Annotated in this window: 14 protein-coding genes, 4 tRNA genes and 1 pseudogene; 5 read left to right on the top strand and 14 right to left on the bottom strand. The window is 57.6% G+C overall.

Annotation, left to right across the window (positions count from 1 at the left end; all coding sequences use genetic code 11):
* The first annotated feature begins 75 nt into the window (after positions 1 to 75).
* The 3 genes from KGB23_RS18425 to KGB23_RS18415 all read left to right on the top strand — a co-directional run bounded on the left by KGB23_RS18425 (position 76) and on the right by KGB23_RS18415 (position 2,137).
* The gene (locus tag KGB23_RS18425; RefSeq protein WP_033061943.1) at positions 76 to 288 is read left to right on the top strand and encodes a hypothetical protein; all 213 of its coding nucleotides are present in this window, start codon (positions 76 to 78) and stop codon (positions 286 to 288) included.
* 214 nt (positions 289 to 502) lie between these two features.
* Positions 503 to 1,201 (top strand): alpha/beta fold hydrolase, encoded by a 699-nt coding sequence (locus tag KGB23_RS18420; RefSeq protein WP_223432093.1) that lies wholly within the window; start codon positions 503 to 505, stop codon positions 1,199 to 1,201.
* Between the two features lie 183 nt (positions 1,202 to 1,384).
* Positions 1,385 to 2,137 (top strand): carbonic anhydrase, encoded by a 753-nt coding sequence (locus tag KGB23_RS18415; protein WP_223432092.1) that lies wholly within the window; start codon positions 1,385 to 1,387, stop codon positions 2,135 to 2,137.
* A 66-nt stretch (positions 2,138 to 2,203) separates the two neighbouring features.
* Here the strand turns inward: KGB23_RS18415 and KGB23_RS18410 are convergent, their stop codons facing one another.
* Both KGB23_RS18410 and KGB23_RS30480 read right to left on the bottom strand, forming a co-directional pair.
* Entirely contained in the window at positions 2,204 to 2,398 is a 195-nt protein-coding gene (locus tag KGB23_RS18410) for a hypothetical protein (RefSeq protein WP_074875283.1), read from the bottom strand.
* 152 nt (positions 2,399 to 2,550) lie between these two features.
* Entirely contained in the window at positions 2,551 to 2,793 is a 243-nt protein-coding gene (locus KGB23_RS30480; protein ID WP_411741504.1) for a hypothetical protein, read from the bottom strand.
* A gap of 859 nt (positions 2,794 to 3,652) precedes the next feature.
* On the opposite strand from KGB23_RS30480, the pseudogene KGB23_RS18400 reads away from it, so the two are divergent.
* Positions 3,653 to 3,919: pseudogene (locus tag KGB23_RS18400) on the top strand (site-specific integrase); the annotation flags it as partial.
* A gap of 81 nt (positions 3,920 to 4,000) precedes the next feature.
* Here KGB23_RS18400 and KGB23_RS18395 read toward each other — a convergent pair.
* Together KGB23_RS18395 and KGB23_RS18390 are read right to left on the bottom strand one after the other, a co-directional pair.
* Positions 4,001 to 4,405 carry a Rap1a/Tai family immunity protein gene (locus KGB23_RS18395; RefSeq protein ID WP_223432089.1) on the bottom strand — a complete coding sequence of 135 codons (405 nt, stop codon included), beginning with the start codon at positions 4,403 to 4,405 and terminating at the stop codon, positions 4,001 to 4,003.
* A 952-nt stretch (positions 4,406 to 5,357) separates the two neighbouring features.
* A tRNA-Val gene (locus KGB23_RS18390) sits at positions 5,358 to 5,434 on the bottom strand.
* Positions 5,435 to 5,617: 183 nt separating this feature from the next.
* Between KGB23_RS18390 and KGB23_RS18385 the strand changes: the two genes are divergently transcribed.
* Positions 5,618 to 6,901, top strand: a complete 1,284-nt coding sequence (locus tag KGB23_RS18385) for an NAD(P)/FAD-dependent oxidoreductase (protein WP_223432088.1) — start codon at positions 5,618 to 5,620, stop codon at positions 6,899 to 6,901.
* Positions 6,902 to 7,001: 100 nt separating this feature from the next.
* Here the strand turns inward: KGB23_RS18385 and KGB23_RS18380 are convergent, their stop codons facing one another.
* The 10 genes from KGB23_RS18380 to KGB23_RS18335 all read right to left on the bottom strand — a co-directional run bounded on the left by KGB23_RS18380 (position 7,002) and on the right by KGB23_RS18335 (position 16,022).
* Positions 7,002 to 9,425 (bottom strand): TonB-dependent receptor, encoded by a 2,424-nt coding sequence (locus tag KGB23_RS18380; RefSeq protein WP_223432087.1) that lies wholly within the window; start codon positions 9,423 to 9,425, stop codon positions 7,002 to 7,004.
* Between the two features lie 67 nt (positions 9,426 to 9,492).
* Entirely contained in the window at positions 9,493 to 10,443 is a 951-nt protein-coding gene (locus KGB23_RS18375; protein ID WP_223432086.1) for a FecR domain-containing protein, read from the bottom strand.
* Positions 10,440 to 10,949, bottom strand: coding sequence for a sigma-70 family RNA polymerase sigma factor (locus KGB23_RS18370; RefSeq protein ID WP_223432085.1), 510 nt, complete (start codon positions 10,947 to 10,949; stop codon positions 10,440 to 10,442). Before KGB23_RS18370 ends, KGB23_RS18375 begins: the two co-directional genes overlap by 4 nt.
* Before the next feature lie 379 nt (positions 10,950 to 11,328).
* Positions 11,329 to 11,405 (bottom strand) — tRNA-Asp (locus KGB23_RS18365).
* Positions 11,406 to 11,498: 93 nt separating this feature from the next.
* Positions 11,499 to 11,575, bottom strand: a tRNA-Asp gene (locus KGB23_RS18360).
* 55 nt (positions 11,576 to 11,630) lie between these two features.
* Positions 11,631 to 11,706 (bottom strand) — tRNA-Val (locus KGB23_RS18355).
* A gap of 159 nt (positions 11,707 to 11,865) precedes the next feature.
* Positions 11,866 to 12,642: an SDR family oxidoreductase gene (locus KGB23_RS18350; RefSeq protein ID WP_223432084.1), complete on the bottom strand. Its 777-nt coding sequence runs from the start codon at positions 12,640 to 12,642 to the stop codon at positions 11,866 to 11,868.
* Complete coding sequence (locus KGB23_RS18345) at positions 12,639 to 13,850, bottom strand: O-succinylhomoserine sulfhydrylase (RefSeq protein WP_223432083.1); 1,212 nt, start codon at positions 13,848 to 13,850, stop codon at positions 12,639 to 12,641. The genes KGB23_RS18350 and KGB23_RS18345 overlap by 4 nt, the downstream gene beginning before the upstream one ends.
* Positions 13,851 to 13,914: 64 nt before the next feature.
* Positions 13,915 to 15,420 carry an amidophosphoribosyltransferase gene (gene purF, locus KGB23_RS18340; protein WP_007905939.1) on the bottom strand — a complete coding sequence of 502 codons (1,506 nt, stop codon included), beginning with the start codon at positions 15,418 to 15,420 and terminating at the stop codon, positions 13,915 to 13,917.
* A 41-nt stretch (positions 15,421 to 15,461) separates the two neighbouring features.
* Entirely contained in the window at positions 15,462 to 16,022 is a 561-nt protein-coding gene (locus KGB23_RS18335) for a CvpA family protein (protein ID WP_074875247.1), read from the bottom strand.
* Positions 16,023 to 16,036: the final 14 nt, after the last annotated feature.

The raw sequence follows: 16,036 nt of genomic DNA, 5'->3' as shown, positions 1-16,036 counted from the left end.
AGCTATCTCCCTATCATGCCGCCCACTGGCCCTTGCGTAAGGAGCCAGAGGATAATCACTCAAAAGGGAATAGACGTGAAAGAGTTCGTAATTGGCGTAAACAACGTAGTTCTGTACGTCGCACTGGCCGTTATCTGGATCGCCGCAGTGGTCATGATCTTCGTTCAGGGCTTCTGGTCCGGGGCAGGCGTTTTCATTACCGGCACCCTGACGTGGTGCATCATCTCCGGCTTCTGGTTTGTACAGTCGGCGACTTATGAAGAACTGAAGAAGTTGAACGCCAGGTAAGATTGGTTTTAGTTGGCTGGACCTGCCACGCAGGTCCGACGTTGTTGAGATGAACCACGCCAATAGTGATCATGCTCTTCATGCAACATTTGTAACGAGGGGGCAATCCCCTCGTTACAGTGCCGTCTTGCGCTGCGGGCCTTCCATTAGGCCGGCGATATCACTGGCCATAACGCTGGTCGACGCTAACGATTCGCAGGCAAGGACGGAACACATGAATCGATCAACTCCCACACTGGTCCTGCTTCCTGGAATGGATGGGACAGGTGAATTGTTCGCAGCCTTTGCCTCCATCATGGAGCGCGAATTCGATACGCTAATCATCACCTATCCCCCCAATATTCCGCTGAGCTACACGGCGCTGGAGTCGCTGGTCCGAGAGTCGCTGCCGACCGACCGCCCATTCGTGCTGCTGGGTGAATCCTTCTCGGGACCGATTGCTATTTCTCTGAGCGCCAGGCAACTCCCCCGGCAAGTGGGCCTCGTGCTATGCAGCACATTCGCACGCAATCCAAGACCCATATTCAGTCACTTGAGTTTTTTGCTCGGCGCACTGCCGTTCAGCCTTGCACCTGTCGGATGGATCAGCAAAGTATTGCTCGGCCGGTTTTCCACGAGCGCCTTGCGCGCAGCTCTGCATCAGGCCATCACTCAAGTGAGCCCTTCGGTAATGCGTTCACGACTACGATCGGTTCTTGCCGTTGACGTATCCGCCAAGCTCGCCCAAGTCAGCGTACCGACTATTTACCTTCGCGCTACGCATGATTCGGTGGTTCCAGGGACAGCGTCCGCACTGGTCTCTTCAATGAACCGTGGTACACGAATCATTGAAATCGAAGCACCGCACTGCCTGCTTCAGGTTGCGCCTGAAGAGGTGGCCGGACACATCCGGGAGTTTTTGAAATCGCTGTAAGGCATTTGAGGTTTTCGGTGTTAAAAGCGACCTAACCCACGCCTCTACATTGTCTGAAAGCAAGCCCTGAGCAACACAATGTTACATCCCGTCTAGACTCCAACCACAAGTGCCGAAGGTCCCTGGAAGCACTTGCCCCCAACAGCAAGTCACTCCCATCAACCGACCCGAGTACACAAGTTCATGTGTAAATCATGTGATTCAAACCCTGCTCAAAACGCGAGTGGTCGTCGTAGATTTCTTCAGTTTGCCGGACTAGGAGCAGGCGCTCTGCTACTTGCCGGTGCACTGCCCGACACATTCGTTCAGGCTGCCGAGAAAACCGCTGCTCCGCCAAAACCACAAAACTCCATCAGTCCTGACATGGCACTTCAAAGGCTTATGGAGGGAAATGAACGGTATGTTTCCGGCAACTCCAAGACACATGACTTCAAGTCAGAGCGGGAAGCCCTGGTCTCAGGCCAGAACCCATTCGTGTCGGTACTCGGTTGCTCTGACTCCCGTATTGCCCCTGAGTATGCTTTTGACACTGCACGAGGCGATCTTTTCGCCATACGCGTCGCGGGCAATTTCGTTACCGATGAGGGTTTGGCAAGCCTTGAATACTCTGTCGCGGTGCTCGGCGCACCACTGATCCTCGTACTGGGGCATGAGAGCTGCGGCGCCATCAGTGCAGGTATAAAGGCAGTAAAAGATCACACTGTTTTCCCTGGTCACATCCCAAAATTGACTGACGCACTTAAGCCTTCCATCGAGAAAGTACTCAATAACCCCGGAAGCCTTATCGACAACGCTACAGTGCAGAATGTCAAAGACTCGGTTAACCGTCTTAAAAATGCCTCACCACTGCTGACTGATGCGCTAAACAAGGGCACGCTGAAGATAGTGGGAGGCGTCTATCGCCTCGCTAGCGGCAAAGTAGACTTGATTGCCTGATTGAGTAGCGCCGCACCGCTGCCGAGATCCAGATGTGAAGAGCCCAGCGCGATGGCTGGGCTCTGGTTATTTTCTGTTTTCCATCATCTTGTCGGCGAGAGCTTTGGCCCTTTCAATCAACAGGTTCTGCCTGTCTTCATGAGTAGCCCCTCCGACAACCGGTGCCGTCAGATTGCTTTCCGCAATCAACGCAGCACAGAAGTATTGATCCCAAACAGCTCTGTCCTCAGATACCTGCTTGTTCATTTGGTCGGCGATCATATGCGGCTCCTTTTGATGAGGTAGCACCGCTATCTTACGCCTGAATCACTGGCAACCCGTGCCGCTGAAGCTAATCGGCAAACCGGGTGATCATTGACTGGCCCGAGGAGAGCCTGTCACCGCCGTCTCTCGCTAGCCGATAGCCAGCGCACTCAGTCGTCTCTATCGTCACGATCACGACCGTGATTGCGTTCATACCCCTGATCATTGTCACGACGATCATATCTGCGGTCATACCCTCGATCATCGTCATAATCTCGGTCGTATCCACGACGGTAATCATGACCTCGATCACGATCTCGACCGTACCTATCTCCGTCGTCCCAGTGAGGCCCACAACCTCCCAGCAGGAGAGCGCCTGAAATGGCCATGAACATTATTACTGCACGCTTCATTTGAACGTCCTGAATGCAAAGGTCAGCGATATGACCGTGAGGCCGCTCAATGATTCACTGGTCATATACAGCGAAGTCGAGAACGCCGTAGCGCAAAAAATGGCGGAAATAAGCGAGGAGATGCCAGGGCCGATTACCCCGGCTAGCACTGCCAAGCTGAGGGGGAAGTTTGACGCGGAGTGCAAGCCGCTAATGAAGACTGCGTGGTGCGAAGCCTATGAAGATCCAACTGCTTGTGAGGCGTAATGCCTTGGCGGTATCAATATAGGCATCCATCATCGAGTTCGGCCCAGAGTCGGGCTTTTCGTATCTGCCCTGTCACGCCTTCGTCACAACCACCCTGCACAATGCAGCCAGCCAAAAGGATTTGGCCCCATCTACAGAGAGCCCGGCCAAGTGCCGGGTTTTTTCGTTCCATCGACATCCTTTTCACGAAGCACTCACAGAACGCAGCGCAGATTGAGCAGACAAAAGGATTTGACCCCATACAGAGAGCCCGCCATGCGCGGGCTTTTTGTTGTCAGCCATTCCAGCTGCAAAGCTCCCCACTCCCTCGAATGGAGTCGAAGCTATGCCCTCCGCGCTGACTGCGCCTTTTTCCGATACTTCCATCCATAGATGCCGCGGCGGTGGTCGCTTGCCCAAAAATTCCAAACGTTTGCCCAAACACCAGGCAACAAAAAAGGGCTCACCTTTCGGCGAGCCCTTCTAGACCGCCCAGCAGAGCAGATTTTGTTTGGTAGGCGCGATTGGACTCGAACCAACGACCCCCACCATGTCAATGTCTGCTTGCGCATGCTGCAAGCCCTGCTGCTCTTGGTTTTCACAGAACGCCCTTTCACATCATGAGGCGTCAACAATGGCCAACATTCGCTCACTTCCGTCCGGTAACTGGAACGCTCAGGTACGGGTAAAAGGTAAATCTCCCCAGTCGAAAACCTTCAGCACCAAGGTCGAAGCAGAGTCATGGGCAAACCAGATAGAAGCCGTGACAATGGATCGCAAGCATCACACCATTTTTACGTTGGGCATGACGTACTGCGAAACGATGCTCAAGGGAAAAGGCAGCTACGACCACGCACTGAAAATCGTCGAGCATCTGGGCAGGCACTTCACTCAGCTTATTTTTCCAGCCTGAATCTGGATCGCTTCAAGAGTTGCACCCCGTTTCGCGGCGGGCCATGGGTTCTGTGGAAAACAGTCTTGGTTATCCCTTGCAGGGAAAGGCGTCTTTGAATGCCAATATCACCACGGTGGTTTGATCCTCATTCAACCGCGCAGGGTTCCTGTCTAGATAGTTGATGGCGATCAGCGCTCCTTGCCCGTTGGTCAGGCCGCTTTCAGGCCAGCACACTTGAGTGCCACGAGCAGACATTCCTGTTTGCAGAATTGCGATTGTTTTCTTCACTCCTTCGATTAGTCCTAAGCAAAGTCCCACACTCAGCATGTCGGTGCCCGATGGGATTGTGTTTCGACCACTGGCCTTAATCGATTCTTTGCAGTTTTGGTATAGCTCATGCCCTGTACCTGGTTGTGGTGCGGCTAGTGCTAGCGGAGTCATACCACTAGTTGTCATCGCCCCAATCAGTGCCACCGCCATCCATACCTTCATGCTGAATTCCTTCTGAGTGAGTCGGGCATGTTACCGGGTGCAATGATTGGCTGCCATCTGGTCACACCGTTGACCTGGAGCTAGGTCTTGTCCTTCGGCGTGTAGTCCCCATAGGCGTACCCCAACTGGGTCGATCCTTGTTCCCGCTCCCGGCTGTACATGTCACTCATCATCCACTTCAGCCGCTCGTGTTCAATCTTCAACCAACACGCTATTGCCGCCGGACTTGAGGAAGTCGCTTTGTGGATCGAAGCACGCGGCTCCGAGGATACGCACGAGAATAAGGTACTCAAGCGCCTTTCGATATCCAACACCTGCGACTTCTCCCAGACCGAAAGCCTCTGCTTTGCTCGCTTGCGTGAATATCTGTACAAACTGGGGAGATATCTTCGCGACTTCATCCGGGATGGAAGGTGCTACCGGACTAGCAGGGAATGTCGAACGCAAATAAAACCGATCTGAATAGCTCCCCCCTGCATCAGAGCCCTTTCAAATATAGCAATGAACATCCGTGAGCACTTGTGCCTAGGGCATCTGAAGGCTGCGTCAATGACTCTGGTTTCAACAGAAAATATTGACGCTATAAAACCCGGAGTTATCGCATGATGGCAGCACGGGCACTCATCTGGATGCTGATCAACGCCGTAAACACTTGTATCAACCTTCAACATCTGCATGCTCACACCTTCCCTGCCCCATCAATAAATTGATTGCTCACCAAGCTTGATCAGCACCGGTAGCTGGAGCTTACCGACCACATCACTCCGAAGTCATTCCAATCGATCCGGGACACGAGAAAGCATCTACTACATACGGAGACTTACTGCGTTCACATTGCCCAGTGTGAACGAAGCCTATATTTTGTGAACGTTCTGCATGAAATCCAAGACAACAAAAAAGGGCCCACCTTTCGGTGAGCCCTTCTAGACCGCCCAGCAGAGCGGATTTTGTTTGGTAGGCGCGATTGGACTCGAACCAACGACCCCCACCATGTCAAGGTGGTGCTCTAACCAACTGAGCTACGTGCCTGCTGTGAGGCGGCATTCTACGGAATTCCGGAGGGGTGTCAACACCTTTTTTCGAGCTAACCCTATGAATATGCAAAATATTTAATTTTGCCGCCGCAAGGAAGATTTTGCGGTGGCTGGCGGTCGATTTTTATCTCGGGTAGGATCGACGCACTCGTAAAATATATTAAACAGAGGCTGCAGGATGGCGAACACCCCCTACCCGGAATCCTATTACGCCGCATCGGCCAATGCGGTTCCGCCGCGCCCGGCCTTGCAGGATGACGTGGAGACCGATGTCTGTGTGATCGGTGCCGGTTACACCGGTCTGTCCTCTGCCCTGTTTCTGCTGGAAAACGGTTTCCGGGTCACGGTGCTTGAAGCGGCGAAGGTAGGTTTTGGTGCGTCGGGGCGTAACGGTGGCCAGATCGTTAACAGTTATAGCCGCGACATCGATGTGATCGAGCGCAGTGTCGGGCCCAAGCAGGCTCAGTTGCTGGGGCAGATGGCGTTCGAAGGTGGGCGGATCATTCGTGAGCGGGTTGCCAAATATAATATCCAGTGCGACTTGAAGGACGGTGGCGTATTCGCCGCCATTACCGCCAAGCAGATGGACCATCTGGAATCCCAGAAGCGTCTGTGGGAACGCTTCGGTCACACGCAGCTTGAACTGATGGATCAGCGTCGCATCCGTGAAGTGGTCGCGTGCGATCAGTACATCGGCGGCATGCTCGACATGAGCGGCGGGCACATTCATCCGCTGAACCTGGTGTTGGGCGAAGCGGCAGCTGTCGAGTCGTTGGGCGGTACCATTTATGAGCAATCGCCGGCGGTGCGCATCGAACGCGGCGAAAATCCGGTGGTGCATACGCCTCAAGGCAAGGTCAGAGCCAAGTTCATCATCGTGGCGGGCAATGCGTATCTCGGTAATCTGGTGCCGGAACTGGCCGCCAAATCGATGCCCTGCGGGACTCAGGTGATCACCACTGAACCTCTGGGTGACGCGTTGGCCAAGAGCCTGTTGCCGCAGGATTACTGCGTCGAGGACTGCAATTACCTGCTCGACTACTACCGTTTGACCGGCGACAAGCGCCTGGTCTTCGGCGGTGGCGTGGTGTACGGCGCGCGAGATCCGGCGAACATCGAGGCAATTATTCGGCCGAAGATGCTCAAGGCTTTCCCGCAACTCAAGGACGTTAAAATCGATTACGCCTGGACCGGCAATTTCTTGCTGACCTTGTCGCGACTTCCTCAGGTCGGACGCCTGGGCGACAACATCTACTATTCTCAGGGTTGCAGCGGCCATGGCGTGACGTATACGCACCTGGCGGGCAAGGTGTTGGCTGAAGCATTGCGTGGCCAGGCCGAGCGTTTCGACGCGTTTGCCGACCTGCCCCACTACCCGTTCCCCGGTGGACAACTGCTGCGGACACCGTTCGCTGCGCTAGGCGCCTGGTATTACGGATTGCGAGACAAATTCGGCTTCTGACCGATAGACGCAAAAAAGGGGCAACTGCACAGTTGCCCCTTTTCATTTCGGCTCGAGAAGTCAGTTCTTTCACTGATTGTGGGCGCATGACACGGGCGAATCAGAAGTCGACGGTCGCCGAAAGGAGGTAGGTGCGCGGGGTCGACAGTGTCAAGCCAGGCTCACTGTCATCCGAGGCTCCGGCCGAACTCCAGTAGCGCTTGTCCGCCACGTTCTCGACATTGGCGCGCAGGGTGATGTTCTTTTCCTCGACCTTGAACGCGTAGCGTGCGCCCACGTCGAAACGCTCCCAGGAGTCGATTTCCTTGTTGTTGGACTGGTCCAGGTACTGTGAGCTGGAATAGATGCCGCGGCTGGTCAGGGTCAGGCCCTGCACGGTCGGTACGTCCCACTCGGCGCCCAGGTTGACGTTGTATTTCGGCGTGGCCGGTGCTCGGTTGCCGTCGAAGGTGCCATTGGTGGTTTTGGTCAGCTCGCTGTCTATGTACATGACACCGCCGAGCAGACGGAAACCATCGAGCGGCTCACCGAACACACTCAGTTCCACACCGGTGTTCTCACGCTTGCCGTTCGGGCCGAAGACGCGCGTCGTGGCGTTGGTCTCGTAGGCTGGCTGCTTGATCCGGAACACAGCGGCGGTGACGGCGAACGCACCGGCGTCATACTTGGCGCCGACCTCGACCTGGCGGCTGATGAACGGCGGGAAGATCTCGTCCTCGTTCACCGAGGTCGACGGTGCGATCTTGCCCTGGCTCAGGCCTTCCATGTAGTTGGCATACAGCGACAGCTTATCGGTTGCCTTGAACAGGATGCCGCCCGACGGCGAAACCTTTTCCTCGTCGTAGGCGGTGTCGCCTCTGACGTTATCGGTCCAGTCGTCAACCTTCACGCGCTGCCAGCGGGCACCGAGGGTCAGCAGCAGCCGGTCATCGAAGAAACCCAGGGTGTCGGACAACGCCACACCGGTGGAACGGTTTTCGGTATAGACCTCCGAATCCTGTCGCGTGGGCCTGACCGGCGTTGGTGTTACCACAGGGTTATAGATGTTGCTGTTGGCCGAGGCATAACGGGCGCCGCCGTTTTCAAAGTCCATGTAGTAATAGCTGGCGGCCAGGTTGACTTCATGGCTTACCGGGCCGGTATGGAACCAGTTGCGCACACCCGCCGTGGCCGTCCGGACATTTTCGTCACGGGTGAAGTCACGCGGTTGAACGCTGAAATTGCCAGCGTTGTTGATGACCGAAACGGCATGTCGGAGGAAGTCATGGTTACTTTTGCGCGCACCCACACCGCCGTACAGCATGACGGAATCGTTGACATCGAATTCAGCGTTCACCATGCCGAACGTGTCGTTGGTACTCGCCTTGCTCCAGGGCTGCGCATAGTTGCGGCGAACATCGCTGGCATGCGGAACCTGCGCGTTAGGGCCAACCTGTACGCGCTCCTGCGGTGCGTCGGTATCGCGCTCGGTGCGCCCGATGTCAGTCGAGAGTCGCAGGCGTTCACCGCGAAAATCCAGGCCCAGGACGGCCATCTCGCGGTCGACATTCTGGTGATCCCATTCGGTGTCGCCGGACTGCTTCACGCCGTTGAAACGAAGACCGAACTTGTTGTCTTCACCGAAGCGCCGGCCGACATCCACGGCACCGCCGACCTGGCTGTCGGAAGCGTAACTGCCGGTGAATGAAGTGATGGGCTTGTCGGTCGCGCGCTTGGGCACCACGTTGATCCCGCCACCCACGCTGCCTCGCGGCGAGATGCCGTTGATGAGCTGGCTCGGGCCTTTGAGGACGTCGACGCGGTCGGCCATCTCCATGTCGATCGAATAAGTCGGCAGGACGCCGTAGAGGCCGTTGTAGGAAACATCACTGTTGAACAGGCTCAACCCGCGAATGGTGAACTGCTCATAGCGCCCACCCGCCGGGTTGGTGGCGCGAACCGAAGGATCGTTGGCGATCAGGTCGCCCAAAGTACGCGCCTGCTGGTTTTTGACCACCTCACTGGTGTAGGTGGTCATGCTGAACGGCGTTTCCATAAAGTCTTTCGAGCCCAGCAAGCCTTGCGACCCGAGACGCGCGACCTGGCCGCCGACATACGGATCGCCGTGCTCCGAGTCAGTGGCACCGACAATCGAGGTGGCACCCAGTTGCAGGCTGCCGCCTTCTGGCGCCGGGGTCAGGATGTACGCCTCTTCGCCTACCGGCTGCAGTTGCAGACCGGAACCCTGCAACAGTCGGGCAAAGCCCTCCTCGACCGCGTATTCGCCGGAAAGTCCAGGGCTGGTGCGACTGCCCACCAGTGCCGGGTCCACTGACAGATTGACCCCGGCCAGCCCGGCGAAACGGGTCAGCGCTGCGCCGAGGCTTCCTGCCGGCACCTGGTAACTGCGTCGAGGCGCGTCTTCGGCCCAACCGGCAGTGATGAATAATGGACAGGCACTCAGACTCAACAACAGACTCAAGTGCAACAACGGGCGCAGCCTGGAAGAACCCAGACGCGTACTGCAGGGCATCACTACGGGCATTGAGAATCTCTCTGATTTCGTTTCGCTTGCCTTGAATGACAAGCGACGCGAAAAAAGGGGACAGGTCTCAGACACTATTTTTGCGCGGCAGCAACGTAACCCAGTAGCGGGTTCGCCTATGCACCTCCAGCGGCAAGCTGGCCGCCAGCAACGTCAGGATGCGATCGGTGTCTTCCAGACGGAAGCTGCCGGTGACGCGCAGGGATTCGAGTTCCGGTTCCCAGCGCAACAATCCCGGACGATAGGTGCTGAGTTCGCGCAGAAAATCGCCCAAGGGCTGGTTCTGTGCCATCAACACGCCGTCGCGCCAGCCTGGAGCAAGCACATCGAAAGGTTCGACGCGTCCGGCACCCATCGCCTGAAGACTGACTTGCTGGCCTGCGCGCAATGAAAAGACCGGCCCGCGCAAAGGCTGCAACTGCACCGCGCCTTTAAGCACTGACACCTTGCACCCCGTCTGCCCCTGACGAACGCACACTTCGCTCTGACTGACGACTACTTGTCCGAAGTGTGTCTGGATCGTCAGTGGCGATGTGCCAGGCACATTCAGCGCTATTTCGCCTTCCACGAGTGTCAGTCGCCGATTCTTCAGGTCGATATCGACGGCACTCGCAGTATTCAATTGCAGCGAGCTGCCATCGGCCAACTGGACTTTTTTATCCTCCCCTGTCGCGGTTCGAAGGTCAGCACGCCAGACGTCCAGAGGTAGCTGCCGACTGATCAGCCAGGCGGTTGGCACCAGTGCCACCGCTCCGACGGCGCGCTTGAGCACCGTGCGCCGGCTCGTCTGCGGCCGATCCAGGCTGGCCATGGCCAGTGCCGACGGCAGGTCGGCAAAGCGTTGGCGCAAGAGTTGGGATTTCTGCCAGGCCAGTTCGTGACTGGGATGGCTGTCACGCCAGTGCTGCAGATTGGCACGATCGCGCTCATTGGCGGCGCCTGACTCCATGAGTGCCAGCCATTGAGCGGCAGCCCGCACAACTTGCCGGGCTTGCGCCGAAGGGGCCGAACCGATCACATTTCCACCAGCAGACAATGTTCATAGGCCTGCGCCATGTAGCGCTTGATCGTCCGCTCCGAGACTTGCAGGCGTTCGGCGATCACGTGATAACCCAGGCCTTCCAGCTGACTCCAGAGAAACGCCCGTCGCACCATGATCGGCAATCCATCGAGCAATTCGTCCAGGGCTTGTAGGGTTTCCAGCAGCAACCAGCGTTGCTCGGGAGACGGTATGCAATCCTCAGGCAGCAGCGCCAGCGCACTGAGGTAGGCCTGCTCCAGGCTGCGGCGCTTATAGAAATTGGTGAGCAGTCGCTTGCCGACTGTCGCCAGATAAGCGCGGGGTTCTTGCAGGTCAGCGATGTGCTGGGAGCTGGCGAGTAAACGCACGAACGTATCCTGGCTCAGGTCCGCCGCATCATGGCCATTGCTCATGCGCCGCCTCAACCAGCTTTCGAGCCAGCCACGATGGTCGCGGTACAGATCGTGGAAGGTTTGCGCCGCCGGCATCGCTGCATCACTCATCTAAAGGAACCCTGCGCGAAAAATATTTTAAATGCGACTCATTCTAATTAGTGTTGATACTTCAAACCAAGCGCTTTATGCGTTCTGCCCCCAGGAAAAATTTGAATACGCGAATGAAAGACAGGTGTTTCTGCCACGCAGCCACCGGTTGATCAGGGCTGAGCGTTAGTGAGGGAAATCGTCGAGAAGAGGAAGAATTCGATGCCCGGCCGCATTTGGCCGGCAGACGCGAGTACCCGTGGTTACGGGTCAAACATGAAAAGCCAAATCGCAGACACAAAAAACCCCGGTCTTTCGACCAGGGTCTTTGCTATCGACTCGAAGCAGCCAACGGCTTTCTTCGTAGCTCCAAGGCGTTCAGCGGGCCTTGAGGCAGATATGGCGCAGCGGACGGGACTCGAACCCGCGACCCCCGGCGTGACAGGCCGGTATTCTAACCGACTGAACTACCGCTGCGTATCGCTTTGGACTTGCGCCCAAGTAACTCGTCTGACTGAAAGCTTCGAGGCTTTCAATCTCGAACCAGAATAAACTCTGACTCGGAAAATATGGCGCAGCGGACGGGACTCGAACCCGCGACCCCCGGCGTGACAGGCCGGTATTCTAACCGACTGAACTACCGCTGCGCGTCGGTGGAGGCTTTTAAAAGCTTCCATCTTGCTTTCGCAAGACTCTCGGAAGTGGTGGGTGATGACGGGATCGAACCGCCGACATTCTGCTTGTAAGGCAGACGCTCTCCCAGCTGAGCTAATCACCCGTTTGCATCTCCGAGGCCGCGAAATTTACGCAGGTACCGAAGCTAAGTCAATACCCCGCTTGAAGTTTTTCTGAAAAAGACAAAATCATGTCATTTCCCGCAGCACTGCCCACGGCCGCCTGCAACCTCAAGCCGCCGCTGTCGCGGCCCCTGCTCGAATTACTCGCTGTAAATCATCTTCTTGGTCATGCCGCCATCGACCACGAACTCCTGGCCCGTGACAAAACCGGCGTTCTTCGACAACAGCCAGGCGACCATCGCCGCCACATCCTCGACCGTCCCTACCCTGCCCGCCGGATGCTGGGCATGATCGGCATCGGTCAGCGGTTCGGCACGACGTGCGGAGGGATCCCGCGCATCGATCCAACCCGGGCTGACCGCATTGACGCGGATTTCCGGCCCGAGGCTGATCGCCAAGGCATGAGTCAGGGCCAACAGGCCGCCCTTGCTCGCCGCATAAGCCTCGGTGTCGGGCTCCGACTGCCCGGCGCGGGTCGAGGCCAGGTTGACGATTGCACCGCTGTGAGCGCGCAGGTACGGCGCACAGTGCTTGGCCAACAGCATCGGCCCACTGAGATTCACTGCCAGCACCCGATTCCAGTACGCCAGATCGAGGCTTTCAAGGGTGATGTTGTGCGGATCGGCAACCGCCGCGTTACACACCAGCGCATCCAGACGCCCGAACTGCCCCAGCACCTCGGCGACGCCCAACGCCACCTGCCCTTCGTTGGAGACGTCCATGGCGATGAACCAGGCGTTGTCGCCGAGCACCTTCGCCACTTTCGAACCGCGCCCCCGATCAAGATCAGTCAGCACCACCTGCCAGCCTTCGCTGATCAGCCAGGCCGAGATCCCCAGACCAATGCCCCGCGCAGCACCCGTGACCAGTGCAACGCGGCCATTGGTGCCAGTGCCTGGCGTGGACAACTCGATCACAAGGCAGCCAACCCGCGCGCCAGATCGGCTTGCAGGTCTGCCACGTCTTCCAGACCGACCGCGATGCGGATCAGGCTGTCACGAATGCCCGCTGCTTCACGCTCTTGTGGCGCCAGACGGCCGTGAGAGGTGGTGCTTGGGTGCGTAATGGTGGTTTTGCTGTCACCGAGATTGGCGGTGATGGAAATCAGACGGGTCGCATCGATAAAGCGCCAGGCGCCCTCTTTACCGCCCTTGACCTCGAAACTCACGACCGCTCCAAAGCCTTTCTGCTGACGCAGGGCCAACTCGTGCTGCGGATGGCTTTTGAGACCGGCGTAATGGACTTTCTCGATGCCTTCCTGCTGCTCCAGCCATTCGGCCAGTTGCTGGGCATTGGCGCAGTGCGCCTTCATGCGCAGGCTCAGGGTTTCCAGGCCCTTGAGGAAGATCCAGGCGTTGAACGGGCTCAGGGTCGGCCCGGCAGTACGCAGGAAACCGACGACTTCTTTCATCTGTTCGCTGCGACCGGCCACCACACCGCCCATGCAACGGCCCTGGCCGTCGATGAACTTGGTCGCCGAGTGCACGACGATGTCCGCGCCCATCTTCAGCGGCTGCTGCAACGCTGGGGTGCAGAAGCAGTTGTCGACCACCAGAATCGCGCCTTTGGCGTGAGCGATTTTCGACAACTCGGCGATGTCCACCAGCTCCGCCAGCGGGTTGGATGGCGATTCGACGAAGAGCAGTTTGGTATTGGCCTTGATCGCCGCATCCCAACCGGACAAGTCCGCCAGGGGCACATAATCGACTTCGATGCCGAAGCGCTTGAAGTACTTCTCGAACAGGCTGATGGTCGAACCGAACACGCTGCGCGACACCAGTACGTGATCGCCGGCGCTGCACAAGCTCATCACCACCGCCATGATCGCGGCCATGCCGGTCGCCGTGGCCACGGCTTGCTCGGCACTTTCCAGCGCAGCAATGCGCTCTTCGAACGCGCGCACGGTCGGGTTGGTGTAGCGCGAGTAAACGTTGCCCGGCACTTCTCCGGCAAAGCGTGCCGCCGCATCAGCAGCGGTACGGAATACATAGCTGGAGGTGAAGAACATCGGATCACCGTGTTCGCCTTCCGGCGTGCGGTGCTGACCGGCGCGTACGGCCAGGGTATCGAACGCTACGCCTTCGAGGTCGCTGTCCAGCCGACCGGCATCCCAATCCTGACTCATGCTGTCACTCCTTGCCTTGCTCTTTTAGTAGATACAAAACCGGCCCCTCAGGGCCGGTAGTTACTCAGTTGTTATACAGATCAATGATCGCACTGACTGCCTGCGTCTTGACCTTGGAGGCATCGTTACGTGCCTGCTCGATCTTGTTCAGGTAAGCCTCGTCGACGTCGCCGGTCACGTACTGGCCGTCGAACACCGCGCAATCGAACTTCTCGATCTTGATCTTGCCGCCACCGACCGCTTCGATCAAGTCAGGCAGGTCCTGGTAGATCAACCAGTCAGCGCCGATCAGATCAGCCACGTCCTGGGTCGAACGGTTGTGTGCGATCAGCTCGTGAGCGCTCGGCATGTCGATGCCGTAGACGTTCGGGTAGCGAACGGCCGGTGCCGCAGAGCAGAAGTAGACGTTTTTGGCGCCGGCTTCGCGGGCCATCTGGATGATCTGCTTGCAGGTGGTGCCGCGAACGATGGAGTCGTCCACCAGCATCACGTTTTTGCCGCGGAATTCCAGCTCGATCGCGTTGAGCTTCTGGCGTACGGATTTTTTCCGTGCAGCCTGGCCCGGCATGATGAAGGTACGGCCGATGTAGCGGTTCTTCACGAAGCCTTCGCGGAACTTGACGCCCAAGTGGTTCGCCAACTCCAGGGCCGCGGTGCGGCTGGTATCCGGAATCGGGATGACCACGTCGATGTCGTGATCCGGACGCTCGCGCAGAATCTTCTCGGCGAGTTTCTCGCCCATGCGCAGACGAGCCTTATAGACCGAAACGCCGTCGATGATCGAGTCCGGACGCGCCAGGTACACGTGTTCGAAGATGCACGGGGTCAGGGACGGGTTGGTCGCGCACTGACGGGTGTGCAGCTTGCCGTCTTCAGTGATGTAGACCGCTTCGCCCGGTGCCAGATCGCGGATCAGGGTGAAACCGAGCACGTCCAGAGAGACGCTTTCGGAAGCGATCATGTACTCGACGCCTTCGTCGGTGTGACGCTGACCGAAGACAATCGGGCGGATGCCGTGCGGATCACGGAAACCGACGATGCCGTAACCGGTCACCATCGCCACGACCGCGTAACCACCGACGCAACGGTTGTGCACGTCAGTAACAGCGGCGAACACGTCTTCTTCGGTTGGCTGCAACTTGCCGCGCTGGGCCAGTTCGTGCGCGAACACGTTGAGCAGCACTTCCGAATCGGAGTTGGTGTTGACGTGGCGCAGGTCAGATTCGTAAATCTCCTTGGCCAGCTGTTCAACGTTGGTCAGGTTACCGTTATGCGCCAGGGTGATGCCGTAAGGCGAGTTGACGTAAAACGGTTGGGCTTCGGCCGAAGTCGAACTGCCCGCGGTCGGGTAACGCACATGGCCAATACCCATGTGGCCGACCAGGCGCTGCATGTGACGTTGATGAAACACGTCACGTACCAGGCCATTGTCCTTGCGCAGGAATAACCGGCCATCATGGCTGGTCACGATACCGGCAGCGTCCTGGCCGCGGTGCTGGAGGACGGTTAGCGCGTCATACAGCGCCTGATTGACGTTCGACTTACCGACGATACCGACGATGCCACACATGCGACGCAACCCCTACTTAATGGATCTGAACTGAACACAACTCACTGAGGCGTTTTGGCCATCGGCAAGAGGTGCTCCTTGAACGGTATCTCAGCGGGTACGCTGATACCGCTGGCAAGCCACTGACTGCTCCACCCGAGAATCAGGTTTTTGGACCAGTCTGCAACCAATAGAAATTTTGGCACGAGCTGTGACTCTTGCCACCACCCGTCCTGCTGTACCGGCCCCAGGCTCAACAGCCCGACCGCCACGACCACCAGCAACACGCCACGCGCGGCGCCGAAGGCCATGCCGAGGAATCGATCGGTCCCGGACAGCCCGGTGACGCGAACCAATTCGCCGATAAGATAATTGATCATCGCGCCTACGATTAACGTGGCGACAAACATGATGGCACAGCCCGTGATCACACGGGCCGACGGCGTTTGGATGTATCCGGCGAGGTACTCGGACAATGAACCACCGAACATCCAGGCGACGACTCCTGCGATGATCCAGGTCACCAGCGACAGTGCTTCTTTGACGAAGCCGCGGCTCAGACTGATCAATGCGGAGATGGCGACGATTGCAACGATCGCCCAATCAACCCAGGTAAATGGCACAGTGCAGCCTACAG

It is taken from the genome of Pseudomonas sp. GL-B-26, from assembly GCF_019947405.1.
Taxonomy (GTDB): Bacteria; Pseudomonadota; Gammaproteobacteria; order Pseudomonadales; family Pseudomonadaceae; genus Aquipseudomonas.
Note: the sequence above shows the minus strand (reverse complement) of the source record. Positions and strands in the feature narration are given on the sequence as shown.

Bases quoted from the DNA above. Each gene is read 5' to 3' on its own strand.
- KGB23_RS18370 (WP_223432085.1), bottom strand. From the start codon at position 10,949: ATGAGTGATGCAGCGATGCCGGCGGCGCAAACCTTCCACGATCTGTAC.
- KGB23_RS18345 (WP_223432083.1), bottom strand. From the start codon at position 13,850: ATGAGTCAGGATTGGGATGCCGGTCGGCTGGACAGCGACCTCGAAGGC.
- purF (WP_007905939.1), bottom strand. From the start codon at position 15,420: ATGTGTGGCATCGTCGGTATCGTCGGTAAGTCGAACGTCAATCAGGCG.
- KGB23_RS18420 (WP_223432093.1), top strand. From the start codon at position 503: ATGAATCGATCAACTCCCACACTGGTCCTGCTTCCTGGAATGGATGGG.
- KGB23_RS18415 (WP_223432092.1), top strand. From the start codon at position 1,385: ATGTGTAAATCATGTGATTCAAACCCTGCTCAAAACGCGAGTGGTCGT.
- KGB23_RS18385 (WP_223432088.1), top strand. From the start codon at position 5,618: ATGGCGAACACCCCCTACCCGGAATCCTATTACGCCGCATCGGCCAAT.
- KGB23_RS18395 (WP_223432089.1), bottom strand. From the start codon at position 4,405: ATGAAGGTATGGATGGCGGTGGCACTGATTGGGGCGATGACAACTAGT.
- KGB23_RS18380 (WP_223432087.1), bottom strand. From the start codon at position 9,425: ATGCCCGTAGTGATGCCCTGCAGTACGCGTCTGGGTTCTTCCAGGCTG.
- KGB23_RS18410 (WP_074875283.1), bottom strand. From the start codon at position 2,398: ATGATCGCCGACCAAATGAACAAGCAGGTATCTGAGGACAGAGCTGTT.
- KGB23_RS30480 (WP_411741504.1), bottom strand. From the start codon at position 2,793: ATGAAGCGTGCAGTAATAATGTTCATGGCCATTTCAGGCGCTCTCCTG.